Source organism: Arthrobacter sp. AB6, from assembly GCF_031844545.1.
Taxonomy (GTDB): Bacteria; Actinomycetota; Actinomycetes; order Actinomycetales; family Micrococcaceae; genus Arthrobacter.
The window spans coordinates 143,665-168,468 of record NZ_JAUZVL010000004.1; the positions used below are offsets into that span (position 1 = coordinate 143,665).

Annotated in this window: 23 protein-coding genes; 18 read left to right on the forward strand and 5 right to left on the reverse strand. The window is 66.7% G+C overall.

The genetic code is table 11. The features are described 5' to 3' along the window. Positions 1-5: 5 nt before the first annotated feature. Positions 6-1,400, forward strand: a complete 1,395-nt coding sequence (locus Q9R30_RS04655) for a dihydrolipoamide acetyltransferase family protein (protein WP_311216909.1) — start codon at positions 6-8, stop codon at positions 1,398-1,400. A gap of 46 nt (positions 1,401-1,446) precedes the next feature. Here the strand turns inward: Q9R30_RS04655 and Q9R30_RS04660 are convergent, their stop codons facing one another. After that, positions 1,447-2,127 (reverse strand): TetR/AcrR family transcriptional regulator, encoded by a 681-nt coding sequence (locus tag Q9R30_RS04660; RefSeq protein WP_104997365.1) that lies wholly within the window; start codon positions 2,125-2,127, stop codon positions 1,447-1,449. A gap of 144 nt (positions 2,128-2,271) precedes the next feature. On the opposite strand from Q9R30_RS04660, the gene Q9R30_RS04665 reads away from it, so the two are divergent. The 7 genes from Q9R30_RS04665 to Q9R30_RS04695 are packed head-to-tail and all read left to right on the forward strand — an operon-like array spanning position 2,272 to position 10,215. Beyond that, the gene (locus Q9R30_RS04665; RefSeq protein ID WP_311216910.1) at positions 2,272-3,879 is read left to right on the forward strand and encodes a carboxyl transferase domain-containing protein; all 1,608 of its coding nucleotides are present in this window, start codon (positions 2,272-2,274) and stop codon (positions 3,877-3,879) included. Between the two features lie 8 nt (positions 3,880-3,887). Then, positions 3,888-6,059 (forward strand): biotin carboxylase N-terminal domain-containing protein, encoded by a 2,172-nt coding sequence (locus Q9R30_RS04670; RefSeq protein WP_311216911.1) that lies wholly within the window; start codon positions 3,888-3,890, stop codon positions 6,057-6,059. Positions 6,060-6,061: 2 nt separating this feature from the next. After that, positions 6,062-7,237 carry an acyl-CoA dehydrogenase family protein gene (locus Q9R30_RS04675; protein WP_104997368.1) on the forward strand — a complete coding sequence of 392 codons (1,176 nt, stop codon included), beginning with the start codon at positions 6,062-6,064 and terminating at the stop codon, positions 7,235-7,237. Between the two features lie 20 nt (positions 7,238-7,257). Then, on the forward strand, positions 7,258-8,067 hold the full coding sequence (locus tag Q9R30_RS04680) for a CoA transferase subunit A (protein WP_104997369.1): 810 nt from the start codon (positions 7,258-7,260) through the stop codon (positions 8,065-8,067). A 2-nt stretch (positions 8,068-8,069) separates the two neighbouring features. After that, positions 8,070-8,837: a CoA transferase subunit B gene (locus Q9R30_RS04685; protein ID WP_311216912.1), complete on the forward strand. Its 768-nt coding sequence runs from the start codon at positions 8,070-8,072 to the stop codon at positions 8,835-8,837. After that, a complete protein-coding gene (locus tag Q9R30_RS04690) occupies positions 8,834-9,379 on the forward strand; it encodes a MaoC family dehydratase (RefSeq protein WP_311216913.1) in 546 nt (181 codons plus the stop codon). Before Q9R30_RS04685 ends, Q9R30_RS04690 begins: the two co-directional genes overlap by 4 nt. After that, positions 9,376-10,215, forward strand: a complete 840-nt coding sequence (locus tag Q9R30_RS04695) for a CoA ester lyase (RefSeq protein WP_104997372.1) — start codon at positions 9,376-9,378, stop codon at positions 10,213-10,215. The genes Q9R30_RS04690 and Q9R30_RS04695 overlap by 4 nt, the downstream gene beginning before the upstream one ends. An 11-nt stretch (positions 10,216-10,226) precedes the next feature. Here Q9R30_RS04695 and Q9R30_RS04700 read toward each other — a convergent pair whose 3' ends face one another. Then, the gene (locus Q9R30_RS04700; RefSeq protein WP_311216914.1) at positions 10,227-11,696 is read right to left on the reverse strand and encodes a lipase maturation factor family protein; all 1,470 of its coding nucleotides are present in this window, start codon (positions 11,694-11,696) and stop codon (positions 10,227-10,229) included. 109 nt (positions 11,697-11,805) lie between these two features. Between Q9R30_RS04700 and dxr the strand changes: the two genes are divergently transcribed. From dxr to Q9R30_RS04735, 7 genes are all read left to right on the forward strand, one after another. Beyond that, a complete protein-coding gene (gene dxr, locus Q9R30_RS04705) occupies positions 11,806-12,990 on the forward strand; it encodes a 1-deoxy-D-xylulose-5-phosphate reductoisomerase (RefSeq protein ID WP_311216915.1) in 1,185 nt (394 codons plus the stop codon). Between the two features lie 17 nt (positions 12,991-13,007). Further along, positions 13,008-14,339 (forward strand): site-2 protease family protein, encoded by a 1,332-nt coding sequence (locus Q9R30_RS04710; protein ID WP_311216916.1) that lies wholly within the window; start codon positions 13,008-13,010, stop codon positions 14,337-14,339. A 125-nt stretch (positions 14,340-14,464) separates the two neighbouring features. Beyond that, entirely contained in the window at positions 14,465-15,154 is a 690-nt protein-coding gene (locus Q9R30_RS04715; protein ID WP_104997375.1) for a MarR family transcriptional regulator, read from the forward strand. Further along, positions 15,151-15,666 (forward strand): hypothetical protein, encoded by a 516-nt coding sequence (locus Q9R30_RS04720; protein WP_311216917.1) that lies wholly within the window; start codon positions 15,151-15,153, stop codon positions 15,664-15,666. The genes Q9R30_RS04715 and Q9R30_RS04720 overlap by 4 nt, the downstream gene beginning before the upstream one ends. Before the next feature lie 75 nt (positions 15,667-15,741). Continuing rightward, positions 15,742-16,035: a YciI family protein gene (locus Q9R30_RS04725; RefSeq protein ID WP_104997377.1), complete on the forward strand. Its 294-nt coding sequence runs from the start codon at positions 15,742-15,744 to the stop codon at positions 16,033-16,035. 34 nt (positions 16,036-16,069) lie between these two features. Then, on the forward strand, positions 16,070-17,236 hold the full coding sequence (ispG, locus tag Q9R30_RS04730) for a flavodoxin-dependent (E)-4-hydroxy-3-methylbut-2-enyl-diphosphate synthase (protein WP_235521789.1): 1,167 nt from the start codon (positions 16,070-16,072) through the stop codon (positions 17,234-17,236). Continuing rightward, positions 17,199-18,089 carry a GNAT family N-acetyltransferase gene (locus Q9R30_RS04735; protein WP_311216965.1) on the forward strand — a complete coding sequence of 297 codons (891 nt, stop codon included), beginning with the start codon at positions 17,199-17,201 and terminating at the stop codon, positions 18,087-18,089. Before ispG ends, Q9R30_RS04735 begins: the two co-directional genes overlap by 38 nt. Here the strand turns inward: Q9R30_RS04735 and Q9R30_RS04740 are convergent. Genes Q9R30_RS04740 through Q9R30_RS04750 form a run of 3 tightly spaced genes read right to left on the reverse strand, consistent with a single transcriptional unit; the run spans position 18,086 to position 20,315 of the window. Next, positions 18,086-18,724, reverse strand: a complete 639-nt coding sequence (locus Q9R30_RS04740; RefSeq protein WP_199775350.1) for a TetR family transcriptional regulator — start codon at positions 18,722-18,724, stop codon at positions 18,086-18,088. The two genes, Q9R30_RS04735 and Q9R30_RS04740, sit on opposite strands and share 4 nt — an antisense overlap. After that, positions 18,721-19,464 (reverse strand): ABC transporter permease, encoded by a 744-nt coding sequence (locus tag Q9R30_RS04745; protein WP_104999672.1) that lies wholly within the window; start codon positions 19,462-19,464, stop codon positions 18,721-18,723. The genes Q9R30_RS04740 and Q9R30_RS04745 overlap by 4 nt, the downstream gene beginning before the upstream one ends. Positions 19,465-19,475: 11 nt before the next feature. Continuing rightward, entirely contained in the window at positions 19,476-20,315 is an 840-nt protein-coding gene (locus tag Q9R30_RS04750; RefSeq protein WP_311216918.1) for an ABC transporter ATP-binding protein, read from the reverse strand. Between the two features lie 425 nt (positions 20,316-20,740). On the opposite strand from Q9R30_RS04750, the gene Q9R30_RS04755 reads away from it, so the two are divergent. The 3 genes from Q9R30_RS04755 to Q9R30_RS04765 are packed head-to-tail and all read left to right on the forward strand — an operon-like array spanning position 20,741 to position 24,804. Then, the gene (locus Q9R30_RS04755; RefSeq protein ID WP_104997381.1) at positions 20,741-22,552 is read left to right on the forward strand and encodes a proline--tRNA ligase; all 1,812 of its coding nucleotides are present in this window, start codon (positions 20,741-20,743) and stop codon (positions 22,550-22,552) included. 7 nt (positions 22,553-22,559) lie between these two features. Further along, positions 22,560-23,354, forward strand: coding sequence for a TSUP family transporter (locus Q9R30_RS04760; protein ID WP_104997382.1), 795 nt, complete (start codon positions 22,560-22,562; stop codon positions 23,352-23,354). A 58-nt stretch (positions 23,355-23,412) separates the two neighbouring features. Beyond that, a complete protein-coding gene (locus tag Q9R30_RS04765; protein ID WP_104997383.1) occupies positions 23,413-24,804 on the forward strand; it encodes a pyridoxal-dependent decarboxylase in 1,392 nt (463 codons plus the stop codon).

The following is a 24,804-nucleotide window of genomic DNA, read 5'->3' on the forward strand; positions in this document are numbered from 1 at the left end:
CCACCATGATCAAGGAATTCCGGTTGCCGGACCTGGGCGAGGGACTTACTGAATCGGAGATCCTCAGCTGGAAGGTGGGAGTGGGCGATACCGTCAGCCTGAACCAGGTGATTGCGGAAGTTGAAACGGCGAAGGCAGTGGTGGAGCTCCCGTCCCCGTTTGCCGGGGTCATCAAGGAACTGCACGAGCAGCCGGGCTCGGTGGTGGAGGTGGGCAAGCCTATCGTCTCCTTCGAGGTAGCGGACGACGCCGGGCAGGCACCTTCGGGGGGAACGGGGGAGGCGGCATCCGGGGCAGCGTCGGGGGCGCCCAAAAGGGAGCCAAACCTGGTGGGCTACGGCGCCGTCCCGGAAAGCACCGGCCGGCCCGCGCGGCGGCCGCGAAACATCCCGGTGCCTGAGAGTGTCGCCAGGCCTGTCGACACCAGTCCTGTCGACACCAAACCTGCCCAAACCGAACCTGCCCAAACCAGTCCTGCCGAGACCACGGCCGACCGCCCCCGGTCCACGCCGCCGGTCCGGAAGCTGGCGAAAGACCTCGGGGTGGACCTGGCGGAGGTGGCCGGGACCGGTCCGCAGGGGCTGATTACCCGCGAGGACGTGCAGCACTTTGTGGATGGCAAATCCCGCGGCATTAGTGCAGGCGCTGGCGCGGGCCACGAAGCAGCCACTTCAGCGGCGTGGCAGGCGCATCCGGATGGACGGGAGTCCCGCACCCCCATCAAGGGCGTCCGGAAGCTCACGGCCGCCGCCATGGTGCAGAGTGCTTTCACTGCACCGCACGTCACGGAATTCCTGACCATCGACGTCACTCCCGCCATGGAACTGCTTGCCCGGCTTCGGGACAGCAGGGCATTCGCGGGATACAAGCTGACCCCGCTGACCCTGGCGGCAAAGGCGGTGCTTATAGCCCTCCGGCGCAATCCGTCGCTCAACTCGCACTGGGACGAGGAAACCCAGGAGATCGTCACTTTCAACTACGTCAACCTCGGCATAGCGGCCGCCACGCCGAGGGGCCTCATGGTGCCTAACATCAAGGACGCGGACTCATTGTCCCTGGCCCGGCTGGCAGAAGCACTGACGGCGCTCGCGGAAACCGCCCGGGCCGGCAAGACCCCGCCGTCGGACCTGTCCGGAGGCACCATCTCCATCACCAATATCGGCGTCTTCGGTATCGACGCCGGCACCCCCATCCTGAACCCGGGGGAAGCGGCGATCCTGGCGCTGGGAGCCGTGCGGACGGTGCCTTGGGAGCATCGCGGGGAGGTTGCCCTGCGCCAGGTGATGACCATGAGCCTGTCCTTTGACCACCGGCTGGTGGATGGCGAACAGGGTTCGCGTTTCCTTGCCGATGTGGGTGCCATCCTGGCCGACCCCGGCATGGTCCTCACGATGGTCTAGGCCATGGACGGCCCTGGCCCGCTTGAGCGTTGCTGCCCGGCACCGCTTATGCGGTCCGGGGCCGTTCGTGGGACTTGGCGTCAACCAACAGCGCTGCCAGCGCCATGCTCTCAAGCAGCGGGCGGGCGGTTCCGGCGGCCACCTTCCGGCCGTGGCTGCGGACCGAGTGCGGTGTGGAGTTGATCAGGCCGAACGTGGCGTGGGCCCGCATCCGGAGCTCCGAACCGTCCGTCGCGGGATGGAGCCTCGCGAGGACGTCCACCCAGACCTCCACATAACTGCGCTGGAGGATCCGCACGGCCTCCTGGTCCTGTTCGGACAGGCTGCTGAAGTCCCTGTCCTGGACACGGATGACGTCCGGCTTGCCCAGGGCAAAATCCACCTGGAACTCCACCAGTCCCCGCAGGGCTGCCAAGGGATCGGCATTGTCCGCCACCACCCGGCGCCCGCCGTCCAGCAGCTCCTGGCTGACAGTAACCAGCAGGTCGGCCAGCACCGCCTGCTTGCCCGGAAAATGGCGGTAAACGGCCGGGCCACTGACGCCCGCCGCAGCACCGAGGTCCTCCAGGGACACGCGGTTGAAGCCGTGCAGGGCAAAGAGTGACGCGGCAGCGGACAGCAGCGCCTGGCGGCGGTTCTCCTTCGCCCTGCTCCGCTGCGTTGTACTGCCGCTGCGCTGTGTTGTACTGCTGCGCTCGCCGGCCGGCGCCGCATCTGTGCTTGGCACAATTCCTCCTCGGACCCGGAGAGTCTAGCAAGGCAGTCCCTGTGTTGGACATCACAGTTAATCGAGACTAACCTGAATTTCAGTTACTCAATACTAACCGAGTTGGTTTTCGCCGACCGGCCCCAAGATGAACAGGATGCGTCAATGGAGACCATTGCCACCCGGCTTGATCCCTCCAGCGGGACCTTCGCGGCAAACCGCGAAGCGCAGCTGGAACTGGCGGAGGACCTGCGGAAAAGGCTGGCGGACGCTGCGCTGGGCGGACCGGAGAAATCCCGGCAGCGCCACGTGGCCCGGGGGAAGCTGCTGCCTCGCGAGCGCATCGACCAGCTGCTCGATGACGGCAGTCCGTTCCTCGAAATCGCGCCGCTCGCCGCCAACGGAATGTACAACAACGAGGCTCCCGGCGCCGGCGTCATCGCCGGCATCGGGCTGGTCCACGGCCGCCACGTGCTGGTGATCTCGAACGATGCCACGGTCAAGGGCGGAACGTACTATCCGCTGACCGTCAAGAAACACCTGAGGGCCCAGGAGATCGCCCTTGAAAACCGGCTGCCCTGCATCTACCTGGTTGATTCCGGCGGCGCGTTCCTGCCAAAGCAGGACGAGGTCTTTCCGGACAAGGAGCACTTCGGCCGCATCTTCTATAACCAGGCGAGGCTGTCCGCGGCCAAGGTTCCCCAGATCGCCTCGGTGATGGGCTCCTGCACCGCCGGCGGCGCCTATGTGCCGGCCATGAGCGATGAAACGGTGATCGTCCGGAACCAGGGCACCATCTTCCTAGGCGGGCCGCCGCTCGTGAAGGCCGCGATCGGCGAGATTGTCACGCCGGAGGAGCTAGGCGGCGGAGAGGTCCACTCGAGGATCTCGGGTGTGACGGACCACCTGGCGGAAAACGACGAACACGCGCTGCAGATCATCCGGGACATCGTGTCCACCCTCCCGCCGCCGGCGCCGCCCGCCTGGGAGGTGGAGGCCGCCGTCGAACCGTCAGCAGACCCTGAGGGGCTGTACGGTGCCGTGCCCACGGACGTGAATGCCCCGTACGACGTCCATGAGGTGATCGCCCGGCTGGTGGACGGCAGCCGGTTCCATGAGTTCAAGAAGGAATACGGCGCCACCCTGGTGACCGGTTTCGCCCGCCTGCACGGGCACCCGGTGGGCATCGTGGCCAACAACGGCGTGCTCTTTAGCGAGTCGTCCCTCAAGGGCGCACACTTCATCGAACTCTGCGACCAGCGCGGCATCCCGCTGGTGTTCCTGCAGAACATCTCCGGCTTCATGGTGGGCAAGGATTCTGAACAGGGCGGCATCGCCAAGAACGGCGCCAAGATGGTGACGGCGGTAGCCACCGCCCGGGTGCCCAAACTGACGGTGGTCATCGGCGGTTCCTTCGGCGCCGGCAACTACTCCATGTGCGGCCGTGCCTATTCCCCGAGGTTCCTGTGGATGTGGCCGGCAGCACGGATCTCGGTGATGGGCGGCAACCAGGCCTCAAGCGTGCTGGCCACGGTGAAGCGCGACCAGTACGAGGCCGCTGGCCAGGCGTGGTCCGCCGAGGACGAGGAGGCATTCAAAGCGCCCATCCGGCAGCAGTACGAGGACCAGGGCAGCCCGTACTACTCCACCGCCCGCCTCTGGGATGACGGCGTGATTGATCCGGGCGATACGCGCACCGTGCTGGGCCTGGCGTTGGACGTCGTGTCCCGCACGCCGCTGCCGGAAACCTCCTTCGGCCTCTTCAGGATGTGAGCCAGCACATGACCACCCCTTCCTTTACCGGCACCTCCACGGCAAGCAGGCCCATGTTCAGCACTGTCCTGGTGGCCAACCGCGGCGAGATCGCCTGCCGTGTGATCCGCACCCTCCGCGCCCTGGGCATCCGGGCGGTTGCGGTTTACAGCGATGCCGACGCCGGCGCGCGCCATGTGCGCGAGGCCGACACAGCCGTTCGGATCGGCCCCGCCGCGGCCACGGAGAGCTACCTGAAGATCGAGGCCATCATCGATGCGTGCCGCAGGTCCGGAGCGGAGGCGGTGCATCCGGGCTACGGCTTCCTGAGCGAGAACGCCGACTTTGCCCGCGCCCTGGACCGGGCCGGCATAACCTTCATTGGCCCCGGTGTTGATGCGCTGAACGTGATGGGGGACAAGATCCGCTCCAAGAACCACGTGGCCGGTTACGGCGTCCCCGTGGTGCCGGGAGTGGCGGAGCCCGGCATGACGGATGAGCAGCTGCTGCAGGCGGCCGGCGGCGTGGGGTTTCCGCTGCTGATCAAACCCTCCGCAGGCGGGGGCGGCAAGGGCATGCACGTGGTGGAACGCCCGGCGGACCTCCCCGCGACGCTGGCTACCGCCCGGCGGGTGGCTGCCAGCGCCTTCGGCGACGATACCCTGTTCCTGGAACGCCTGGTATCCACCCCGCGGCACATCGAGGTGCAGGTGCTCGCGGACAACCACGGCAACGTCATACACCTGGGCGAGCGTGAATGTTCGCTGCAGCGGCGCCACCAGAAGGTCATCGAGGAGGCGCCGTCGCCCTTGCTCGAAGCGCACCCGGAAGGCGCCGCCTTTCGCGCCCGCATCGGCGAGGCCGCCTGCAATGCCGCCCGCAGCGTTAACTACAGCGGTGCCGGGACCGTCGAATTCCTCGTTTCGGACGACGCGCCGGACCAGTTCTACTTTATGGAGATGAATACCAGGCTGCAGGTGGAGCATCCCGCCACCGAAATGGTCACCGGCATCGACCTCGTCGAATGGCAGGTGCGGATCGCCGCCGGCGGGGAACTCACCATCCGGCAGGCCGACGTCGAACTAAGCGGGCACGCGGTGGAAGCACGCGTCTACGCCGAGGTTCCCGAGAAAAACTTCCTGCCTTCCACCGGGACAGTGCTCCTCTTGGATGAACTGCCCGGGCAGGCGGCCGGCAGGGTGCGGGTGGATTCGTCCCTGGCGGAAGGACTGGAGGTATCGTCCAGCTACGACCCCATGATCTCCAAGGTGATCGCGTGGGGCGAGGACCGTTCAGCTGCCCTGGACACCCTGGACGCGGCGCTCGCGGGCTACACGGCGCTTGGGCTGGACACCAACGTGGAATACCTGAGGTTGCTGATCAATGATGCCGATGTCCGCGCGGGACGCCTGGACACGGGCCTGATTGAACGCAAACTGCCGCACCTCGCCTTCCGCCGCGTTGGCGAGGCCGAGCTGGCGGCGGCGGCGCTCTTCACCCTCCATGCGGAGGAACAGAACAACCCGCTGCCGCCCGGCGTCTGGCATGCCCGCAACGGCTGGCGCCTTGGCACGCCGGCGCCGCGCTGCGTCAGCCTGGGAACGCCCGACGGCGGCGTGGCCACGGTGCGGATCAGCGGCAGCAACGCGGCGGGCCCGATAGGGGACGGCGCTGTCCCGGAAGACAGTGCCCTGGTGGCCGTGGGCGGCGGACCGCCCCGTCCGGCACGGCTGGAAATGATTTCCCCGCGAAGTGTTGCGCTGACGTTCAACGGGCGCACCACCGCGTACGCCGTCGTGCCGGGATCTTCAGCGCTTTTCCTTGGCAGCGAGGGCTGGTCCTGCCGGCTGGAAGTCCTGACGCGTGAGACGCGGCTGGAGCGGGTACTTGCAGCGATACAGCGGGAGGAGGGTGCTGCCGACCCGGCGGTGCGCTCACCCATGCCGGGAACCGTGGTGTCCGTTCCGGTCACCGACGGTGCGGCTGTCACGGCAGGGCAGGTGCTGGTTTCGGTGGAGGCGATGAAGATGGAGCACCAGCTGCTGGCTCCGCTTGACGGGACGGTGCACCTCAGCATCCGGCCTGGAGACCTGGTTAAGGCGGACCAGGTCCTGGCCACGGTCCACCCCCGCACCGCAGGCACAGACACAGACACAGACACAGACACAGACACAGACTTACTCAACGGCGAAGGAGCCTAGACATGGCAGGTTTTGAACTCAGCGAGGAATACCAGGAGCTCAGCGACACCGTCCGGGACTTCGCGGACACCGTGGTGGCACCCGTTTCCGCAAAGCACGACGAGGAGCACAGCTTCCCCTACGAGGTGGTCAAGCAGATGGGAGAGATGGGGCTGTTCGGACTGCCTTTCCCCGAGGAATTCGGCGGAATGGGCGGCGACTATTTCGCCCTTGCCCTCGCCCTGGAGCAGTTGGGCCGGGTGGACCAGTCTGTTGCCATCACCCTCGAAGCGGGAGTGTCGCTGGGCGCCATGCCCATCTACCGTTTCGGTACGGACGCGCAGAAGCAGGAGTGGCTGCCCATGCTGGCATCCGGCCAGGCGCTGGCAGGTTTCGGCCTGACTGAGCCGGAGGCAGGATCGGACGCGGGCGGCACCAAGACCCACGCCCGGCGCGAGACTGCCGGCGGCACAACAGAGTGGGTGATCAACGGCAACAAGGAGTTCATCACCAACTCCGGAACGGACATCACCCGCCTGGTCACCGTCACCGCCGTCACCGGCCGGAAGGAACGCGGCGACGGCTCGGTGCAGAAGGACATCTCCACCATCCTCGTGCCCACCGATACCCCGGGTTTCAAGGCTGAGAAACCCTACAACAAGGTGGGCTGGAACGCCTCGGACACGCATCCGCTGACCTTGAAGGATGTCCGCGTCCCGGAGGCCAACCTGCTGGGGGTGGAAGGGCGCGGCTATGCCAACTTCCTGTCCATCCTGGACGAGGGCCGCATCGCCATCGCGGCACTGGCCACCGGCGCAGCGCAGGGCTGCGTGGACTTGTCGGTCAAGTACGCCAAGGAACGCAGCGCCTTCGGGCAAAACATCGGCAAGTACCAGGCCATTTCGTTCAAGATCGCGCGGATGGAGGCGCGGGCCCACACCGCCCGCCTTGCCTACTACGACGCGGCGTTCCGCATGCTTGCCGGCAAGCCGTTCAAGACCCAGGCAGCCATCGCTAAGATGGTCGCAGGCGAGGCGGCCATGGACAACGCGCGGGATGCCACCCAGGTATTCGGCGGTTATGGCTTCATCAACGAGTTCACCGTGGCACGGCACTACCGCGACTCCAAGATCCTTGAAGTGGGGGAGGGCACCACGGAGGTCCAGCTGATGCTGATCGCCCGCGAACTGGGACTGTAGCCGGCCTGAGAGGATCACCGATGATTGACAAGGTTGTTGCCAGCGCTGACGAAGCCGTCGCGGACATACCGGACGGAGCGTCCCTGGCCGTGGGCGGATTTGGCCTCTGCGGTATCCCGGTGACCCTCATCGACGCGCTGCACCGGGCAGGAACAGCGGAACTTGAAACCGTCAGCAACAACTGCGGCGTGGACGACTGGGGGCTGGGCATCCTGCTCCGTGACGGCCGGATCCGCCGCACCATCAGCTCCTATGTGGGCGAAAACAAGGAGTTCGCCCGCCAGTACCTGGCCGGTGAACTCGAGGTGGTGCTCACCCCGCAGGGCACCCTGGCCGAGAAGCTCCGCGCCGGCGGCGCCGGCATCCCGGCGTTCTACACGAAGGCGGGGGTGGGCACGCAGGTGTCCGAAGGCGGGCTGCCGCAAAAGTACGACGCAGAGGGCGGGATTGCGATCGCGTCCGCGCCGAAGGAAGTGCGGTCCTTTGGCGGTGTGGACTACGTGCTGGAGGAGTCGCTGACCCCGGACTTCGGGCTGGTCCACGCCTGGAAAGGCGACCGGCATGGAAACCTGGTCTTCCACGCCACCGCCATGAACTTCAATCCGCTCTGCGCCATGGCCGGCAGGATCACCATCGCCGAGGTGGAGGAGCTGGTGGAGCCTGGCGAACTGGACCCGGAACACATCCACACTCCAGGGATCTTCGTCCAGCGGGTGGTGCTGGCCGCCAACGCGGAGAAACGCATTGAAAAACGTACCGTTGCCCTTCCCCGGCCGGGCAGCGGAACGTCCGGGATTGGCGCCGGCACCAACCAGCAGGCAGGAGCATAGCCATGGATCCCAACAGCCCCTACGCTCCACGGCCCGAAGGCGTCCGCCCCGAATACCGCCGGGCGGCAGTCCAACAGCACGCGGTCCAGGCAGACGGGACCGCCGCCAAAGGCTGGACCCGCAATGAACTCGCCGCCCGCGTGGCGAAGGAGCTCAGCAACGGCCAGTACGTCAACCTGGGCATCGGAATGCCAACCCTCATTCCCAACTACATTCCCGACGGCGTGGAAGTGGTGCTCCACTCCGAAAACGGGATCCTCGGCGTCGGGCCCTATCCCGCGGAGGATGCGGTTGATCCCGACCTGATCAACGCAGGAAAGGAAACCGTCACAGTGAACAAGGGCGCGGCCTTCTTTGACTCGGCCGCTTCCTTCGGCATGATCCGCGGGGGCCATGTGGACCTTGCCGTCCTCGGTGCCATGGAGGTGGCGGAGAACGGTGACCTGGCCAACTGGATGATCCCGGGCAAGATGGTCAAGGGCATGGGCGGCGCCATGGACCTGGTGTTCGGCGCCAAGAAGGTGATCGTGATGATGGAGCATGTGGACCGGAACGGGAATCCCAAGATTGTCAGGCGGTGCACCCTGCCGCTGACCGGCAAGGGCTGCGTGGACCGGATCATTACGGACCTTGCGGTCATCGACGTTGTTGCGGACGAGTCCGGGTCCAGGCTGATACTGCGCGAATTGGCGCCAAACGTCTCCGTGGAGGACGTGGCCGCCGCCACCGGGGCGGACCTCTTCGAGGAAGACCGGGAACTGACGGTATGAGCGGGGGAGACAAGCAGGACGTCGGCGGCGAGCCGCTCGTCATTGAGCAGCGCGGGCTGTACTTCGAGGAGCTGCAGGAGGGTGTCACCTACGCCCACCGTCCCGGCCGCACGGTGACGGAGGCCGACAATGTCCTGTTCACCACGCTGACGATGAACACCCAGGCGCTGCACCTGGATGCCGCCTGGAGCGCGGGGCAGCCCTTCGGCCAGCGGCTGGTGAACTCGATGTTCACCCTGGCCACCATGGTGGGGCAGTCCGTCTCTCAGCTGACCCAGGGCACCATTATCGCCCAGCTGGGCCTGGCCGATGTCTCGTTCCCGCATCCGCTCCTCCATGGCGACACCCTCTACACCGAGACGGTGATCAGCGGAAAGCGGCTCTCGGGTTCCCGGCCGGGCCAGGGAATCGTCACCATGGAGCACACCGGCCGCAACCAGGACGGGACGGTGGTGGCCCTGGCCACCCGAAGCTGCCTGATGTGGACCCGCGAGGCCCATGCCAAGCGGCAGGACCACGGACAGGAGACAATGCAATCATGACTTTTGTGATGGGCCCCGCGCTGCTCTTCTGCCCTGCCGACCGGCCGGAGCGCTACCAGAAGGCGGCCGCCAGGGCTGATGCCGTCATCCTGGACCTCGAAGATGCGGTGGCGCCGGCGGATAAGCAGCGCGCCCGCGGTGCCATCCTCGCCCAGCTGGGGACCACCGGCGTGGAACCGGAGCTTGAACCCAGCTGCACCATCGTGCGCGTCAACCCGGCAGGCACGGAGGAGTTCGAGAAGGACCTGCACTGCCTGGCCCACACCCCCTACCGGACAATCATGCTGGCCAAGGCGGAAACCGCGCAGCAGCTCGAAGCCCTTGACGGATACCAGGTGATCGCGCTGTGTGAAACGGCCCTGGGGGTCCTGAACGCCCCCGCCATTGCAGCCGCCCCCAACGTGGTGGGCCTGATGTGGGGGGCGGAGGACCTGCTGGCATCGCTGGGCGGTACGTCCAGCAGGAAGGCCGACGGCGGCTACCGGGCCGTGGCGATGCACGCCCGTTCCGCCGTGCTGCTGGCTGCGCGCGCCTGCGGCAAGGAGGCGGTGGATGCGGTTTACACGGACATCCCGGACCTTTCCGGGCTGGAGGAGGAAGCGGCTGACGCCGTGGCCTCCGGCTTCAGCTCCAAAGCGTGCATCCATCCGAGCCAGGCAGCCGTGGTCCGGGCCGCCTTCGCGCCGTCCGACGCTGAGGTGGCGGCGGCTGAAGCCCTCCTGGAGGCCGCTGAGTCAGCGGGGTCAGGAGTGTTCAAGTACCAGGGGAAGATGATCGACGGGCCCCTCCTCAAGCACGCCCAGGAAATCATCCGCCGCGCCCAGGCCGTGGGCTAGCTGGTCCGCCCTCATCCCGGCTGCCCCTGCGACCGCCGCAATGACAGCGGGGGGATCGGCTCGTACAGCAGCCGCCGCACCCACCGGTTCCCGGTCTCCCGGAACTCCTTGCGGCTTGCGAACCGGTAGTGGTAGCTGCGCACGCGCACCCAACGCGGCGGCGCACCGTCGAACGGGTCATGGCGGAGGAGCCGCAACGTTTGCCTGTCCGCCTCCAGGAGCTTGCCCAGGAAAGCGTAGAACCACTCCTCATGGACCGTCCTTAGCGGCAGGAACCACATCAGCCAGTCCAGGCGGAGGTGGTAGGGCGCCCATTGCCGGGGGAGCCTCCCGAGGTCACCCGGCTTGCCCTTGAAACCGTACTCGCGCCACTCGGAGGAGTTGTCCGGGTCCTCGTCGAGGGTGCCCTCCACCACGATTTCAATCCGTTGCCTGGTGACCGTACCGAACGCGCCGTAGGTATTGACCAGCTGCCACCGGTTGAAACTGGCATTCATCAGCTGCCGGCGGGAGAAGAGGTTGCGCAGCGGCCAGTAACTGAGCACAACCAGCAGCAGCGTGGCAGCCAGCGTAATGGCCAGCCACCAGAGCGGCGTCTCCCGGTCCACGCCCGGCGCTCCGTGCCAGTCCACCGGAATGGCCGGCAGGACGGCGTGGGCAACCGGATCACTCACGGCGGCGAAGGCCAGCACTATGGCAATCCAGTTCAGCCACGCGAAGTTGCCTGTGGCCACCAGCCAGAGCTGGGTGGCGATGACAATGCCTGCCGCGACGCTGGCAACAGGCTGCGGAGCAAACAGGAAGAACGGCACCACCAGCTGGGCGAAGTGGTTGCCCAGCACTTCCACCTTGTGCAGCGGCTTGGGCAGCAGGTGCGCCTGCCGGCTGAGCGGACCCGGCATGGGCTGCGTCTCATGGTGGTAGTAGAGGGCAGTCAGGTCACGCCATTCCCGGCCGCCGCGGATCTTGATCATCCCGGCACCGAACTCCAGCCGGAACACCAGCCACACGATCAGGACCAGGATGGTGCGGGGCGGGTCTGTCTGGTCCGAGCCCAGGAAGGCCACCGTGAAGCCCGCCTCCAGGAGCAGCATCTCCCACCCGAACCCATAGAAGGTCTGGCCCACGTTCACGATTGACATGTACAGCAGCCACAGGATAAGGAACGCTATCAGCGGAACCCACGGCGGGCCCTGCTGCGGGATGCCGGCCACGAGCAGCGCCGACACCAGCAGCCCTGCGGCGCATACCCAGCGCAGCAGCCGGTCCGAATACCGCCAAAGGAACAGGGTGGGCCGGCGCAGGCGGCTGAAGCCGGAGAGGTATTCGGGGGCCGGGAGAAGGCCTCGTTCGCCCAGCAGCGCCGGGAACTGGTTCAGCGAGGACAGGAACGCAACGAAATACAGTGCCGCCACGCCGCGCTGCAGCACCTGCCGGGCGAATTCGTATTCCGGCGCATCAAACCAGGAGAGCCAGTCCACGCAGTCCACGTTACGCCCGCTCCCAACAGTGCTGCCACTGGGGCAAGGGGATGTGTACCTCCGTTTGGGGCTGCGGTTGTCCGGCAGTGCGGTGCGGGATACTTAAGCAATGCAGCCACGCAGAATCGTCCTCCTCGGATCCACCGGTTCCATCGGCACCCAGGCGATTGACGTCGTCGACGGCGCCCCGCACCTTTTCGAGGTGGTGGCCCTCAGTGCCGGGGGAGGCAACCTGGAACTCCTCGCGCGCCAGGCGGTCCACACGGGTGCCTCTGTCATTGGCATCGCCGGCGGGGACCCCGGTCAACTGGCCTCCTTGGTGGCCGAAGCCGCAGCCGCGGCGGGCAGGCAGGATTACCGGCCGGAAATCATTGCCGGACCGGACGCCTCCACCCGTATTGCGGGGGTCGAGGCTGACGTGGTCCTGAACGGAATCACCGGTTCCATCGGGCTGGCGCCCACCCTGGCCGCCCTCAAATCCGGTGCCACGCTGGCGCTTGCCAACAAGGAGTCCCTGATTGTGGGCGGCTCGCTGGTGAAGGCCGCTGCACGCGAAGGCCAGCTCGTGCCGGTCGATTCCGAGCACTCGGCGATCGCCCAGTGCTTGCGTTCCGGGTCTGCCGCGGAAGTGGAAAGACTGATCCTCACCGCGTCCGGCGGTCCCTTCCGCGGCAGGAGCAGGGACGACCTGCTCGGGGTAACTCCGCAGGAGGCGTTGGCGCATCCCACGTGGGACATGGGAGTCATGGTCACCACCAATTCCGCAACCCTCGTCAACAAGGGCCTGGAAGTGATCGAGGCGCACCTGTTGTTCGATGTTCCGCTGGACCGGATAGACGTGGTGGTGCATCCGCAGTCCGTGGTGCACTCAATGGTGCAGTTCATCGACGGATCCATCATTGCGCAGGCGTCCCCGCCGGACATGCGCCTCCCCATTGCCCTGGGGCTGGGCTGGCCGGACCGGGTGCCCAAAGCGGCGGTGGCCTGTGACTGGACGCAGGCCGCCACGTGGACATTCGAGCCGCTGGATACGGAAGCCTTCCCCGCCGTCGGCCTCGCCAAGGACGCCGCGAAGCAGGGCAGTACGTTCCCCGCCGTGTTCAACGCCGCCAACGAGGAAGCCGTGGCGGCCTTCCATGCCGGACGCATCAGGTTTACCGACATCGTGGACACCATCGAGTCCGTCCTCAGCGAACATTCAGGCTCCTCCGGGCTGACGGTGGAGTCAGTGCTGGATGCTGAGGATTGGGCACGCACCCGCGCCCACGAACGTTTAGCAGTCAGCAGTCTCTAGGAAGCAGCAGCACGTCAATGACCCCCGTTCTCCTCTTTGTCCTCGGCGTCGTCTTTGTGGCGATCGGCATCGCTGCCTCCATCGCGCTCCATGAAGTGGGGCACCTGGTACCAGCCAAGCTCTTCAAGGTCCGCGTCACCAAGTACATGATCGGCTTCGGCCCCACTCTCTGGTCCCGGCGGAAAGGCGAAACCGAGTACGGCGTGAAGGCCATCCCGCTGGGCGGTTACGTCTCCATGATCGGCATGTATCCGCCCAACAAGGAGGACGGTTCGGTCCGGCCCTCCAGCACGGGCATGTTCCAGACACTGGCCTCCGAAGCCCGGTCCGCGGCCCATGAGGAAGTGGGGCCCGGCGATGAGGGGCGGGTGTTCTACCGGCTTCCGGTCTGGAAGAAGATCATCGTGATGCTGGGCGGGCCGGCCATGAACATGGTGCTCGGCGTGCTCCTTACCGCCGTCCTGCTGATGGGCTTTGGCGTAGCCACGGCCACCACCACCATCTCCGACGTCTCCAAGTGCCAGGTGGCGGCGGGGGAGACCGTGGACCCCGACTCGGCGGACTGCCGGCTGACCCCCGCCGCGGCGGCCGGCCTCAAGCCCGGCGACAGGGTCACCTCCTTCGACGGGAAGACCGTGACCAGCTGGGACCAGTTGACGGAATGGATCCGGGCCTCCGCAGGGCGTGAGGTGGGGATTACCGTTGAGCGGGACGGCACACGGGTGTCCACCACGGTGACGCCGGTGCTGTCGGCCCGGCCCGTCATCGGGGCGGACGGGCGCCAGGCAACGGACGACGCCGGCACCCTCCTTTACCAGGACGTAGGCTTCCTGGGCATCGGTTCGCAGACTGAACTGGTGGCCCAGCCGGCGTCGTCCGTCCTTCCGATGGCGGGGGAGAACATCCGCCAGGTGGCGGGGGTGGTGTTCAACCTGCCCGCACGCGTCGTAGGCGTGGCGAAGGCTGCCTTCAGCGAGGAGCCCCGTGACCCGAACGGCCCCATCAGCGTGGTGGGCGTGGGACGGGTGGCCGGTGAAGTGGCCGCCATGGAAGAAATCCCGGTGCAGTCCAGGCTGGCCGCACTGATCGGGCTGCTCGCAGGCCTGAACTTCGCGCTGGCTGTGTTCAACCTGATACCGCTGCTGCCCCTGGACGGCGGACACGTTGCCGGCGCCCTGTATGAGGGTGCACGGCGCCGCGTGGCCAAGCTGCTCGGCAAGCCGGACCCGGGAGCCTTCGACATTGCCAAGCTGCTGCCGGTGACCTATGTGGTGGCCGCCCTGCTCATGGGGATGAGCGCGCTCCTCATCTATGCCGACATCGTGAAGCCCGTGAACCTCTTCGGCTGACGCCGGCGACTCCTTCGAAGGGGCAGTTCGCGGCTGATAAACCACTTCTCAGCCCAATGTGACTGATATCTAATAATCAGCCGAAGGTGGTTGATCCTGTGGGATCAGCTGCCTAAGGTTGGAACATGTACGTTCTCACCATTGACCAGCGGGGGAGCACCTCGGACGTGGACCGCGTCCCGGATTTGATCGCCGAGCTGCGGAGCCGCACCCGGGTTCCGTTCGAGCGCTCAGTGGGTGACGAACTCCAGGGTGTCGTGGAACAGGCTGCGGACGTGGTGGACATCGCCTTGCATGCGTTGCGCAGCGGGTACTGGTACGTGGGGATCGGCATAGGCGCCGTGAACCTCGTTCCGGGTGCCAGCCCGCGCGAAGGGTCCGGAAGCGGCTTCGTGGCGGCGCGCAAGGCAGTGGAACTCGCCAAGGGCGCGGCCGGCCAGGTCCCGTTGTCAGTGGTGTCCGGCACCATGGTCCGTGGAAAGGACATTCGGTCCCCGCAACAGAAAAGTTCGGCGCAGGAAGGCGCCATGGCCTGCTCCAACGCACAGGCAGTGCTTCGCCTGATCGGGCGCCTGGTGCAGCAGCGTACGGAGGCCCAGTGGCGGGTGGTGGACCAACTGCGCGTGCAGGGTGACGGCAGGCACGGCAGCCAGAAGCAGGTGGCCCGGGACCTGGGAATCACCGAGCAGTCGGTGAGCCGTGCCGTGCTGAGGTCCGGCTGGCAGGAAGAATGGGCGGCAAGGCCTGCAGCGGCAATGCTCCTTGACTATGCGCAGTCCGTGATTGCAGGCACCCGGACGGAAGGAAACCAGTGAACGCACTGTGGATCACGGTTGCGCTGCTCGTGGCAGGATTCGCCGGCTGGCCCGTGACCGCATTGGTGTTCCGGCTCGCCAAGACCATCGACGACAAGGCGGACGCCGCCAAAGCGGCCGAGGAAGCCGGGAGGGCAGCCGACGATCCGTCCGCGGACGTCACCGTCGACCCCCCGCCTTCCCTAGGGGGCCAAAGTGTGGACGATGAGCTGACCGCCGTGGGGAACGCATCGCCGTCGGGCGGTTCCGGCTCCGAGCCGGCGGCTCCCACCCAGCGGATCCTTCGGGGCGGCGCCATCATTGGAATCCTGGAGCGGCTCGGAGTATGCCTTGCCATCCTTACCGGCCAGCCGGTGGCCATCGCCTACATCGTGGCCATCAAGGGCCTGGGCAGGTTCGCGGAGCTGAAGGAAACGCCCGTGGCGGCTGAACGGTTCATCATCGGAACACTGACCTCCATGCTGTGGGCGGCAGGAACGGCCGCGGCCGTCAAGGTCATCTTCCTGACGTGACAAAAGGTCTGCCCCTTCCGTGGCAGGCAGCCCGCAGGATACGTGCGAAGGCAGGCAGGGCGATAGGGTAGCGGTATGACTGTTTTTGCCGTTGAGTACGTTTATGCCGCCGAATCCACTGAAGAACGCAATGCCGTCCGGCCTGCGCACCGTGAATGGACCGCCGGCCTGGCCCAGGACGGCGCCATTCTGGCCAGCGGGCCGTACGGTGACGGTGCCGGAGCGCTGCTGATTTTCAAGGCAGCTGATGAAGCCGCCCTCAACTCGATCCTGAAGCAGGATCCGTTCGCGGCAGCGGGAGTCATCGCCGGAACCCGCATCACCGAATGGTCGCCAATTACCGGCGTGCTGGCCGGCCTCGCCGCATAAGCCGCCTCAACTTTTCGAATCTCAAGGAGTCCTCGTGACCTCGGTCAGCCTGGGAATGCCCGCAGCACCGCCACCCGTCCTTGCCCCCCGCCGCAAGACGCGGCAGATCAAAGTTGGTTCCGTGGGGGTCGGCTCGGACTCGCCCATCAGCGTGCAGTCCATGACCACCACGCCCACCACGGACATCAACGCCACCCTCCAGCAGATCGCGGAACTGACGGCGTCGGGCTGCGACATCGTGCGCGTTGCCTGCCCGTCCGCCGACGACGCCGAGGCGCTGCCCATCATCGCCCGGAAGTCCCAGATTCCCGTCATCGCGGACATCCACTTCCAGCCCAAGTACGTCTTCGCGGCGATCGAGGCCGGCTGCGCGGCGGTGCGGGTGAACCCCGGCAACATCCGGAAGTTCGATGACCAGGTCAAGGAGATCGCCGCGGCTGCCCGCGACCACGGAACATCGATCCGCATCGGCGTGAACGCCGGTTCCCTGGAGCCCGGAATCCTGAAGAAGTATGGCAAGGCCACCCCGGAGGCGCTCGTGGAGTCTGCCGTCTGGGAAGCATCCCTCTTTGAGGAGCACGGTTTCCACGACTTCAAGATCTCCGTGAAGCACAACGACCCCGTCATCATGGTGGCTGCGTACGAGATGCTTGCCGAAAAGGGCGACTGGCCGCTGCACCTCGGCGTCACCGAGGCCGGCCCGGCGTTCCAGGGAACCATCAAGTCGGCCACGGCCTTCGGGGCGCTCCTGTCCCGGGGTATCGGCGACACCATCCGGGTTTCCCTCTCCGCCCCGCCGGTGGAGGAAATCAAGGTGGGAAACCAGATCCTCCAGTCCCTCAACCTGCGTCCGCGCAAGCTGGAAATCGTCTCCTGCCCCTCCTGCGGCCGCGCCCAGGTGGATGTCTACACGCTGGCCGAGCAGGTTACGGCCGGGCTTGAAGGAATGGAGATTCCGCTGCGCGTAGCGGTCATGGGCTGCGTGGTCAACGGCCCGGGCGAAGCCCGCGAAGCAGATCTTGGCGTTGCCTCGGGCAACGGCAAGGGCCAGATCTTTGTGAAGGGCGAGGTCATCAAGACTGTCCCTGAGAGCCAGATTGTTGAGACACTGATCGAAGAGGCCATGCGTATCGCGGAAGAGATGGGGGAGGCCGATGGCGAAGATGCTGTCAAGGGTAGCCCCGTGGTTAGCGTCTCGTAAGGACGTCCCCGACCCGCCGGGGATCTCCGTCCGTATCCTGGAGCGGGAGGACACTGCAGCGCTGAGGCGCCTGGCGCAGCGTGATCCAGTCACGAACGTGTTCATCCTGGCGCACTTGCGTGCCGCCGGTTCCGCCGCAGCCACCAGCGGCGGAGCCGGGGTCTTCGGCGTGTTCGACGACGGCGTCCTTGCAGGTGCGTGCTGGGCAGGGGCCAACCTCGTTCCCGTCCAGCTGGACCCGGACCTGGCCGGAGCGGTGGCTGCGGCGGCGAGCGCGTCCGGACGCCGCTACGCCTCCGCCTTCGGCCCCGCCAGTTCCGTACTGGCCCTTCACGCCGAATTGGTTGAGCTGGGGCACCGGGCCCACGAGGTGCGCCCGGACCAGCCGCTGATGACCATCGCCGGCCCCCCGTCCGTTGAGCCGAACCCGGGACTGGGGCTGGGAAACCTTGCCGACTTCGACCGCATCCTGCCGGCGTGCGCAGCGATGTTCGAGGAAGAAGTGGGATACTCCCCTTTCCTTGGCGGCAGGGAGTTCTACAGCCGCCGGGTGGAAAGCCTGATTCGGCAAGGCCACTCCCTGGTGCACCTGAATGACGCCGGCGAAGTGGTGTTCAAGGCCGAACTCGGCGCCGTCACCTCCGACGTAACCCAGATCCAGGGCGTCTGGATGAACCCCCTTTACCGCGGCCAAGGGCTGAGTTCCGGGTATATGGCGGCAGTGGTGGAGCAGGCACAGAAAGTGGCACCCACCACAAGCCTCTACGTCAACGGCTTCAACACCCGTGCCCGGGCCACCTACGAGCGGGTCGGTTTCCAGCAGGTCGGGACCTTCGCCACCGTTCTCTTCTAGGACCGCTCCCTCTTCCGGTTGTCCAGGTCTCCCGTCAGGTAGCGCTGCACATTGGGTGCGACCAGCCGCACCACGTCCTCGGGTGCCGCGGATGCCAGCGGCTCCAGCCGGACCACGTAGCGGACCATCATCAATCCCACCATCTGCGTGGCTACCAAGTCGCCGCGGAGCGCCACGTCCTCCTTCGGCCCGGGCACGCCGGCCATGATGCGGCTGATGATGGCCCGGGTGGCGGTTTCCCGAAGGAGGGCAGTCTTCGCCTTCGATCCAATGGTGCCGCGCAAGAATGCCACCAGTCCTGGCTGGGCAGGGCTCTCCCACAGGCGCAGCACTGCCCGGACGATGAGTTCGGCCCGCTCGCCGGGGGGAGAATCCTCCACGCCGGCCAACACCTCCCCGGGATTCGCCGGAAGCTCCACGCTGAGGGCGAAGAGCTCGTCTTTCCCGTTGAAGAAATGGTGGATCATGGCCGGATCCACCCCTGCCGACCGCGCCACCTGCCGCAGGCTGGTCCCCTCAAAACCGTGCTCGGCGAAAAGCCGCCGGGCCGTCTCGAGGATGTGGCCCCGCGATGCGTTTGTCCCGCCCCGGCGTCCCCGCCGCACAGCCGGGGGCGGTCCATTCGATGCGCTCACGCGCTCTGCCTGCGCAAGGTGAGGGAAGCCAGCACCAGGACGCCCACAACAATGGCCACCATGATCCCGGCATCCTGCCACAGCTGTTCCGTGGCTTCCGTGTTGGCAGCGATCTCCTGCAGCGCGTCCACGGAGAATGTCAGCGGAAGTACGTTGGAGATTGCTTCAAGGACATCGTTCATGCGGTCCCGGGCCACGAACAGTCCGCACAGCAGGATCTGCGGCACCACCACCACGGGCATGAACTGCACTGCCTGGAACTCGGTCCTGGCGAAGGCTGAACACAGCAGTCCCAGGGCCACGCCCAGGACCGCATTGATCACGGCGACCAGGACCACATAGCCGGGAGGCCCCTGGATGTCGAGATCGAAAATCCAGTAGGCAACGGCAGTGGCCACCAGCGACTGCAGGGCGGCCATGATCGAAAACGCCAGGCCGTAGCCAAAAAGGAGGTCGGCTTTGTGCACGGGTGTGGTGAGCAGCCGTTCCAGGGTTCCGGAGGTCCGTTCACGCAACATGGTGATGGAGGTGACCAGGAACATCACCACGAAGGGGAAGATGGCCAGCATCATCAGGCCTACCCGGTCGAAGGTCCGGGGGACTCCCGGGGGCAGCGACTCGTTCTCGTACAGGAAATAGACCGCAGTGAGCAGCAGGGCAGGCACCACCAGGATCATGGCGATGCTGCGGTGGTCGTGGCGGAGCTGGTCCAGCACCCGCTGCGTCGTGGCAAGCATCATTCTGAGGTCCACTACCGCACGCTCCTACCTTGTGCCTTGGGTTCCCCGGTGCCCGCAGCCGGAGCCCCGGGCGTCTCCGGCGCCGCCTCCGCATCCGCCGCCGTCGTCTCCTGGATGATGTGGAGGAACGCCCTCTCAAGATCGCTGCTGTGTCCGCGCCGGCTGAGTTCCCTGGGCGTCAGCCGGGCAAGCAGCCTGCCCCCACGGAGGAGCAGCAAATCGTCACACCTGCTGGCTTCCTCCATCACGTGGCTGGACACGAGGAGGGTTGTTCCAGCCTCTGCCATGGCCTGGAACCTGCTCCAGAGGTCCGCCCGCAGTACCGGGTCGAGCCCTACGGTCGGTTCGTCCAGCACCAGGAGCGGGGGACGCGCCACCAGTGCGCAGGCGAGGGATGCGCGGCTGAGTTCGCCGCCGGACAGGTCGGCCGTCTTCTGCCGGGCCTGGCGTTCAAGCCCGACGGCGGCAATCGCCTCCGCTGCCTCAAGCTTCCTTTTCCGGTGCATGGCTCCGAAGTAGCGGACGTTCGCTTCCACCGTCAGGTCCGGGTACAGGCTTGGCGACTGGGTCACATAGCCCACCTGGTGCCGCAGGGCAGCGCTGCCGGCCGGCAGGCCCAGGACCTGCACCGTTCCCGACGTCAGCCGCTGGACTCCAACGATGGCCCTCATGAGGGTTGTCTTTCCGCTTCCGGAAGGGCCCAGCAGCCCGGTGATCCTGCCGGCCGGGATTGTGAAGTCCAGTCCGCGAAGAACGGGAACTTTGCCCCGCGTGACATCCAGTCCGGCGGCGACAATGGCGTCCCCGGCCGTTCTGCCTTGAACTTCCGGTATTGCTGCCGCATGGGACATGATCGCACTCCATTGCCGGGAGCAGGCCTGCCGGCACCTGGAGGCACCGTAATTCATCACCTGATGAATTAAGGCTAGGGTGCCGGAAGGGTCCGGTCAACAGCAAGAAAAGGAGAAACACTTGTCAATGTGCCCGCCATCACATAGGTTCGATCTAGCTGCGCTGGAGTGGCGTGGGCGGTCTCACCAGTCCTCACCAGTACTTAGGCGATAACGGCGTCGAGCCACGCCCGGATGCGATGACCAGCCTCATGGGGGGCCAGGGGCTTTGCATCTCCGGGCGTGGCTCAACTGCGTTCCGGGTAAGTGCCGGCCTGCCGCGATGCGTACCCGCCAGCGGGGAGTGGCCCGGCCAGCCGGTAGATTAGTACCAGACGAAATCCCGGCCCTGCTCTCCAGCACTCCCCAGAAACGGATACCCACCCGTGGTTACAAGACTGTCCCAGCTATTCCTGCGCACCCTCCGCGAAGATCCCGTCGACGCCGAGGTGGCCAGCCACCGGCTCCTGGTCCGCGCAGGCTACATCCGCCGCGCGGCCCCCGGCATCTACACCTGGCTGCCGCTGGGACTGAGCGTCCTGCGCAAGGTGGAAGCCGTTATCCGCGAGGAGATGGCCGGGATCGGGGCGCAGGAAGTCCACTTTCCGGCCCTCCTTCCCCGTGAGCCCTACGAGGCCACCAACCGCTGGACCGAATACGGCGAGGGCCTGTTCCGGCTCCAGGACCGCAAGGGCGCCGATTACCTGCTGGCCCCCACGCACGAGGAAATGTTCACGCTGCTGGTCAAGGACCTGTACTCCTCCTACAAGGACCTGCCGCTGAGCCTCTACCAGATCCAGAACAAGTACCGCGATGAGGCGCGTCCCCGTGCCGGCCTCCTGCGCGGCCGCGAGTTCATCATGAAGGACTCCTACTCCTTCGACGTGGACGACGCCGGCCTGGACGCCAGCTACGCCGCCCACCGCGGCGCCTACCTGCGCATCTTCGAGCGCCTCGGCCTGGAGGTCATCCCGGTAACCGCGACGGCCGGTGCCATGGGCGGCTCCAAGAGCGAAGAGTTCCTGCACCCCACCGACATCGGCGAGGACACCTTCGTCCGGTCTGCCGGCGGCTACGCAGCCAACGTCGAAGCGGTGACCACCGTGGCCCCGGCTGAGATCGACTTCACCGGCGCTCCGGCCGCCGAGGTGCTCGACACCCCGGATACCCCCACCATCGACACCCTGGTGGCAGCCTCCAATACACTCGCCCCCCGCAGCGAAGCCGACGGCGGTGCCTGGACCGCCGCCGACACCCTTAAGAACGTAGTGCTCGCCGTTACCCTGCCCACCGGCGAGCGCCAGCTGGTGGTTATCGGGGTGCCGGGCGACCGCGCCGTGGACCTGAAGCGCGTCGAAGCGAACATCGGTTCCTTCCTGCCCATCGGCGGTGAGATCGGCCTGGAAGCCGCCAACGACGACGACCTCAAGAAGCAGCCGCTCATCGTGAAGGGCTACCTCGGCCCCGGCCTGTCCCTGGAGGAGCCCCTGCTGGGAGCCGAAAGTTCAACGAAGCTCCTGTACCTGGTGGACCCCCGCGTGGTCCGCGGCACAACCTGGATCACCGGCGCCAACGAGGCAGGCAAGCACGTATACGGCCTGGTGGCCGGCCGGGACTTCACCTGGGACGGTGTCATCGAGTGCACGGAGGTCCGCGAAGGCGATCCCGCCCCGGATGGCTCCGGCCCGCTGGAGACCGCCCGCGGCATCGAGATGGGGCACATCTTCCAGCTCGGCCGCAAGTACGCAGAAGCGCTGGAGCTGAAGGTCCTGGACCAGAACGGCAAGCAGGTCACCGTGACGATGGGCTCCTATGGCGTCGGAGTCACGCGGGCCGTTGCGGCGCTGGCCGAGGCCAACCACGACGCGCGGGGGCTCGTCTGGCCGCGTGCCGTTGCCCCGGCCGATGTCCATGTTGTTGCGGTGGGCAAGGGTGAGGAGATCTTCGCCACCGCCGAGCGACTGGCAGCCGACCTTGAGGCAGCGGGCCTGGATGTCCTGCTCGACGACCGGCCGAAGGTTTCGCCCGGGGTCAAGTTCGGCGATGCCGAACTGGTGGGCGTTCCCACCATCCTGGCCGTTGGCCGCGGCCTGGTGGATGGTGTTGTCGAGATCAAGGACCGCCGCAGTGGTGACGCCGAGAACGTGGCAGTGGACAAGGCAGTTGACTACGTAGTCAACGCTGTCCGCACCAGCTGACCCGGCAGTGGAGTCCGGACTCGAATCCCTCGGGCTGACAACACTCCTTTTGATCGTGCTAGCCGGTTTCGCTGCCGGCTGGGTGGACGCAGTGGTGGGCGGGGGCGGGCTGATCCAGCTCCCCGCCCTGCTGCTGGTCCCGGGGATCACCCCCGTCCAAGCGCTGGCGACGAACAAGATGGGGTCCATCTTCGGCACCGCCACCAGTGCTGCCACCTACTACCGGCGGGTGGGACCGGACCTTAAGACGGCGCTGCCGATGGCCGTGATCGCCCTGGCGGGCAGCTTTGGCGGCGCCGTGCTGGCAGCAACCCTGCCGGCTACGGTCTTCAAGCCCATCATCGTCACGGCGCTGGTCGCCGTCGCCCTTTTCACTGCACTGAAGCCGGACGTTGGCGGCATCACCGTGCTGCGGCACGATGGCCGTAGGCACTACGTGATTGCCTGCCTGATCGGGGCCGTCATCGGTTTCTACGACGGCCTCATCGGCCCGGGGACAGGCTCCTTCCTGGTCATCGCCCTGGTCTCGGCGATGGGCTATGCCTTCCTGGAAGCCAGCGCCAAAGCCAAGATCGTCAACATGGCCACCAATGCGGGCGCACTGCTGTTCTTCCTGCCCCACGGCTCCCTCCTGTGGGGCCTCGGCCTGCTGCTGGGAGCTGCCAACATGGCTGGCGGCTACCTCGGAGCAAGGACAGCAGTCAAACAGGGAAGCCGCTTTGTCCGCGCGGTCTTCCTGCTGGTGGTGTCGGGCCTCATCATCAAGCTCGGCTACGACGTCTGGCAGGAAAACTTCGCCTGAAACTGCCCTGGAAAAGCAGGCTCGGAGGCCCGGCCGGCGGAGGCGTAGCATGCAGACTATGTCACATGGCTATGACGAGTACGCCCCGGCCCTGGCGGCAGCGGCAGGCCACGCCGCGGCCTGGCTGCGAAGCCTTCCCGAGAGGCCCGTGGGACCGGCGGCGGCCGCCCATGACCTCACCGGCGCCTTTGGCGGCCCGCTGCCGCGTGAGGGGATGCCGGCTGAGAAAGTGGTGGACCTGCTGGCGAAGACGGCAGAACCGGGGCTCATGGCCATGCCCTCCGGCCGGTTCTTCGGCTGGGTGATCGGCGGGACGCTACCTGCCGCCCTTGCCTCCGACTGGCTGGTGAGTGCCTGGGACCAGAACGCCGGACTGCGCTACGCCACCCCTGCCATGGCGGCGGTCGAGGAGGGCGCGGGCAGTTGGCTCCTGGAACTGCTGGGACTTCCTGGACAGTCCGACGTCGGGTTCGTTACCGGCGCCACGATGGCGAATTTCACCTGCATGGCCGCCGCACGGTGGCGGCTGCTTGCGGACGCCGGCTGGGACCTGGACAGTGACGGGCTGTCTGGCGCTCCGAGGATCCGCTGCCTGGTGGGGCGGGAACGGCATGACACCGTGGACCTTGGCCTGCGCTACCTGGGCCTGGGCAAGCCCGCGGTGGTGGACTCCGACAGCCAGGGGCGGTTGATCCCCGAAGCCCTGGACGCAGCACTGGCTGGAGGCTCAGGCCCCGCATTAGTCTGCCTCCAGGCAGGGAACGTCCATTCAGGCGCTTTTGACCCGTTCCCCGAAGCCATCCGCGTTGCCCGGAAACACGGAGCGTGGGTCCATGTGGATGGCGCCTTCGGCCTGTGGGCCGCCGCAGCCCCCGAACTGCGCCATCTGATCCGTGGCTATGAGGATGCGGACTCCTGGGGAACGGATGCCCACAAGACCCTCAACGTTCCCTACGACTGCGGCATCGCGATTGTCCGGGATGCTGCAGCCCTTCGCTCTGCCATGGGCCTGCACGCCAGCTACCTGGTGCATGACGCGGAAGGTCCCGGCGATCCCTTCGAAAAGGTCCCGGAGCTGTCACGGCGGGCGCGCGGCGTGACGGTGTGGGCGGCCCTGAAGAGCCTCGGCTCCGACGGCGTGGCAGCCCAGGTGGAGGGAATGGCCGCCGCGGCCTCGGAAATCGCCGCGGGGCTGGCCGGGCTGGACGGCGTGGAAGTGTTGAACGACGTCGGCTACACCCAGGTTTGCGTGGCGTTCGGCGACGACGCCACCACCCGGGCGGTGACGGCCCGCGTCATCGGGGACGGCAGGGTATGGATGTCCGGGTCACGGTGGCGGGACCGGGACATCCTCCGGGTGTCGGTCAGCAACTGGCGCACCGAAGGGGACGAGGTCGGCACTGCCGTGGACGCCATCCGTTCCGCACTCGCCGCCGTGCGCGGCAGCTGA

Bases quoted from the DNA above. Each gene is read 5' to 3' on its own strand.
- Q9R30_RS04690 (WP_311216913.1), top strand. From the start codon at position 8,834: ATGAGCGGGGGAGACAAGCAGGACGTCGGCGGCGAGCCGCTCGTCATT.
- Q9R30_RS04715 (WP_104997375.1), top strand. From the start codon at position 14,465: ATGTACGTTCTCACCATTGACCAGCGGGGGAGCACCTCGGACGTGGAC.
- Q9R30_RS04665 (WP_311216910.1), top strand. From the start codon at position 2,272: ATGGAGACCATTGCCACCCGGCTTGATCCCTCCAGCGGGACCTTCGCG.
- Q9R30_RS04745 (WP_104999672.1), bottom strand. From the start codon at position 19,464: ATGATGCTTGCCACGACGCAGCGGGTGCTGGACCAGCTCCGCCACGAC.
- Q9R30_RS04670 (WP_311216911.1), top strand. From the start codon at position 3,888: ATGACCACCCCTTCCTTTACCGGCACCTCCACGGCAAGCAGGCCCATG.
- Q9R30_RS04735 (WP_311216965.1), top strand. From the start codon at position 17,199: ATGCTGTCAAGGGTAGCCCCGTGGTTAGCGTCTCGTAAGGACGTCCCC.
- dxr (WP_311216915.1), top strand. From the start codon at position 11,806: ATGCAGCCACGCAGAATCGTCCTCCTCGGATCCACCGGTTCCATCGGC.
- Q9R30_RS04710 (WP_311216916.1), top strand. From the start codon at position 13,008: ATGACCCCCGTTCTCCTCTTTGTCCTCGGCGTCGTCTTTGTGGCGATC.
- Q9R30_RS04750 (WP_311216918.1), bottom strand. From the start codon at position 20,315: ATGTCCCATGCGGCAGCAATACCGGAAGTTCAAGGCAGAACGGCCGGG.
- Q9R30_RS04765 (WP_104997383.1), top strand. From the start codon at position 23,413: ATGTCACATGGCTATGACGAGTACGCCCCGGCCCTGGCGGCAGCGGCA.
- Q9R30_RS04695 (WP_104997372.1), top strand. From the start codon at position 9,376: ATGACTTTTGTGATGGGCCCCGCGCTGCTCTTCTGCCCTGCCGACCGG.
- Q9R30_RS04725 (WP_104997377.1), top strand. From the start codon at position 15,742: ATGACTGTTTTTGCCGTTGAGTACGTTTATGCCGCCGAATCCACTGAA.
- Q9R30_RS04655 (WP_311216909.1), top strand. From the start codon at position 6: ATGATCAAGGAATTCCGGTTGCCGGACCTGGGCGAGGGACTTACTGAA.
- Q9R30_RS04685 (WP_311216912.1), top strand. From the start codon at position 8,070: ATGGATCCCAACAGCCCCTACGCTCCACGGCCCGAAGGCGTCCGCCCC.
- Q9R30_RS04680 (WP_104997369.1), top strand. From the start codon at position 7,258: ATGATTGACAAGGTTGTTGCCAGCGCTGACGAAGCCGTCGCGGACATA.
- Q9R30_RS04675 (WP_104997368.1), top strand. From the start codon at position 6,062: ATGGCAGGTTTTGAACTCAGCGAGGAATACCAGGAGCTCAGCGACACC.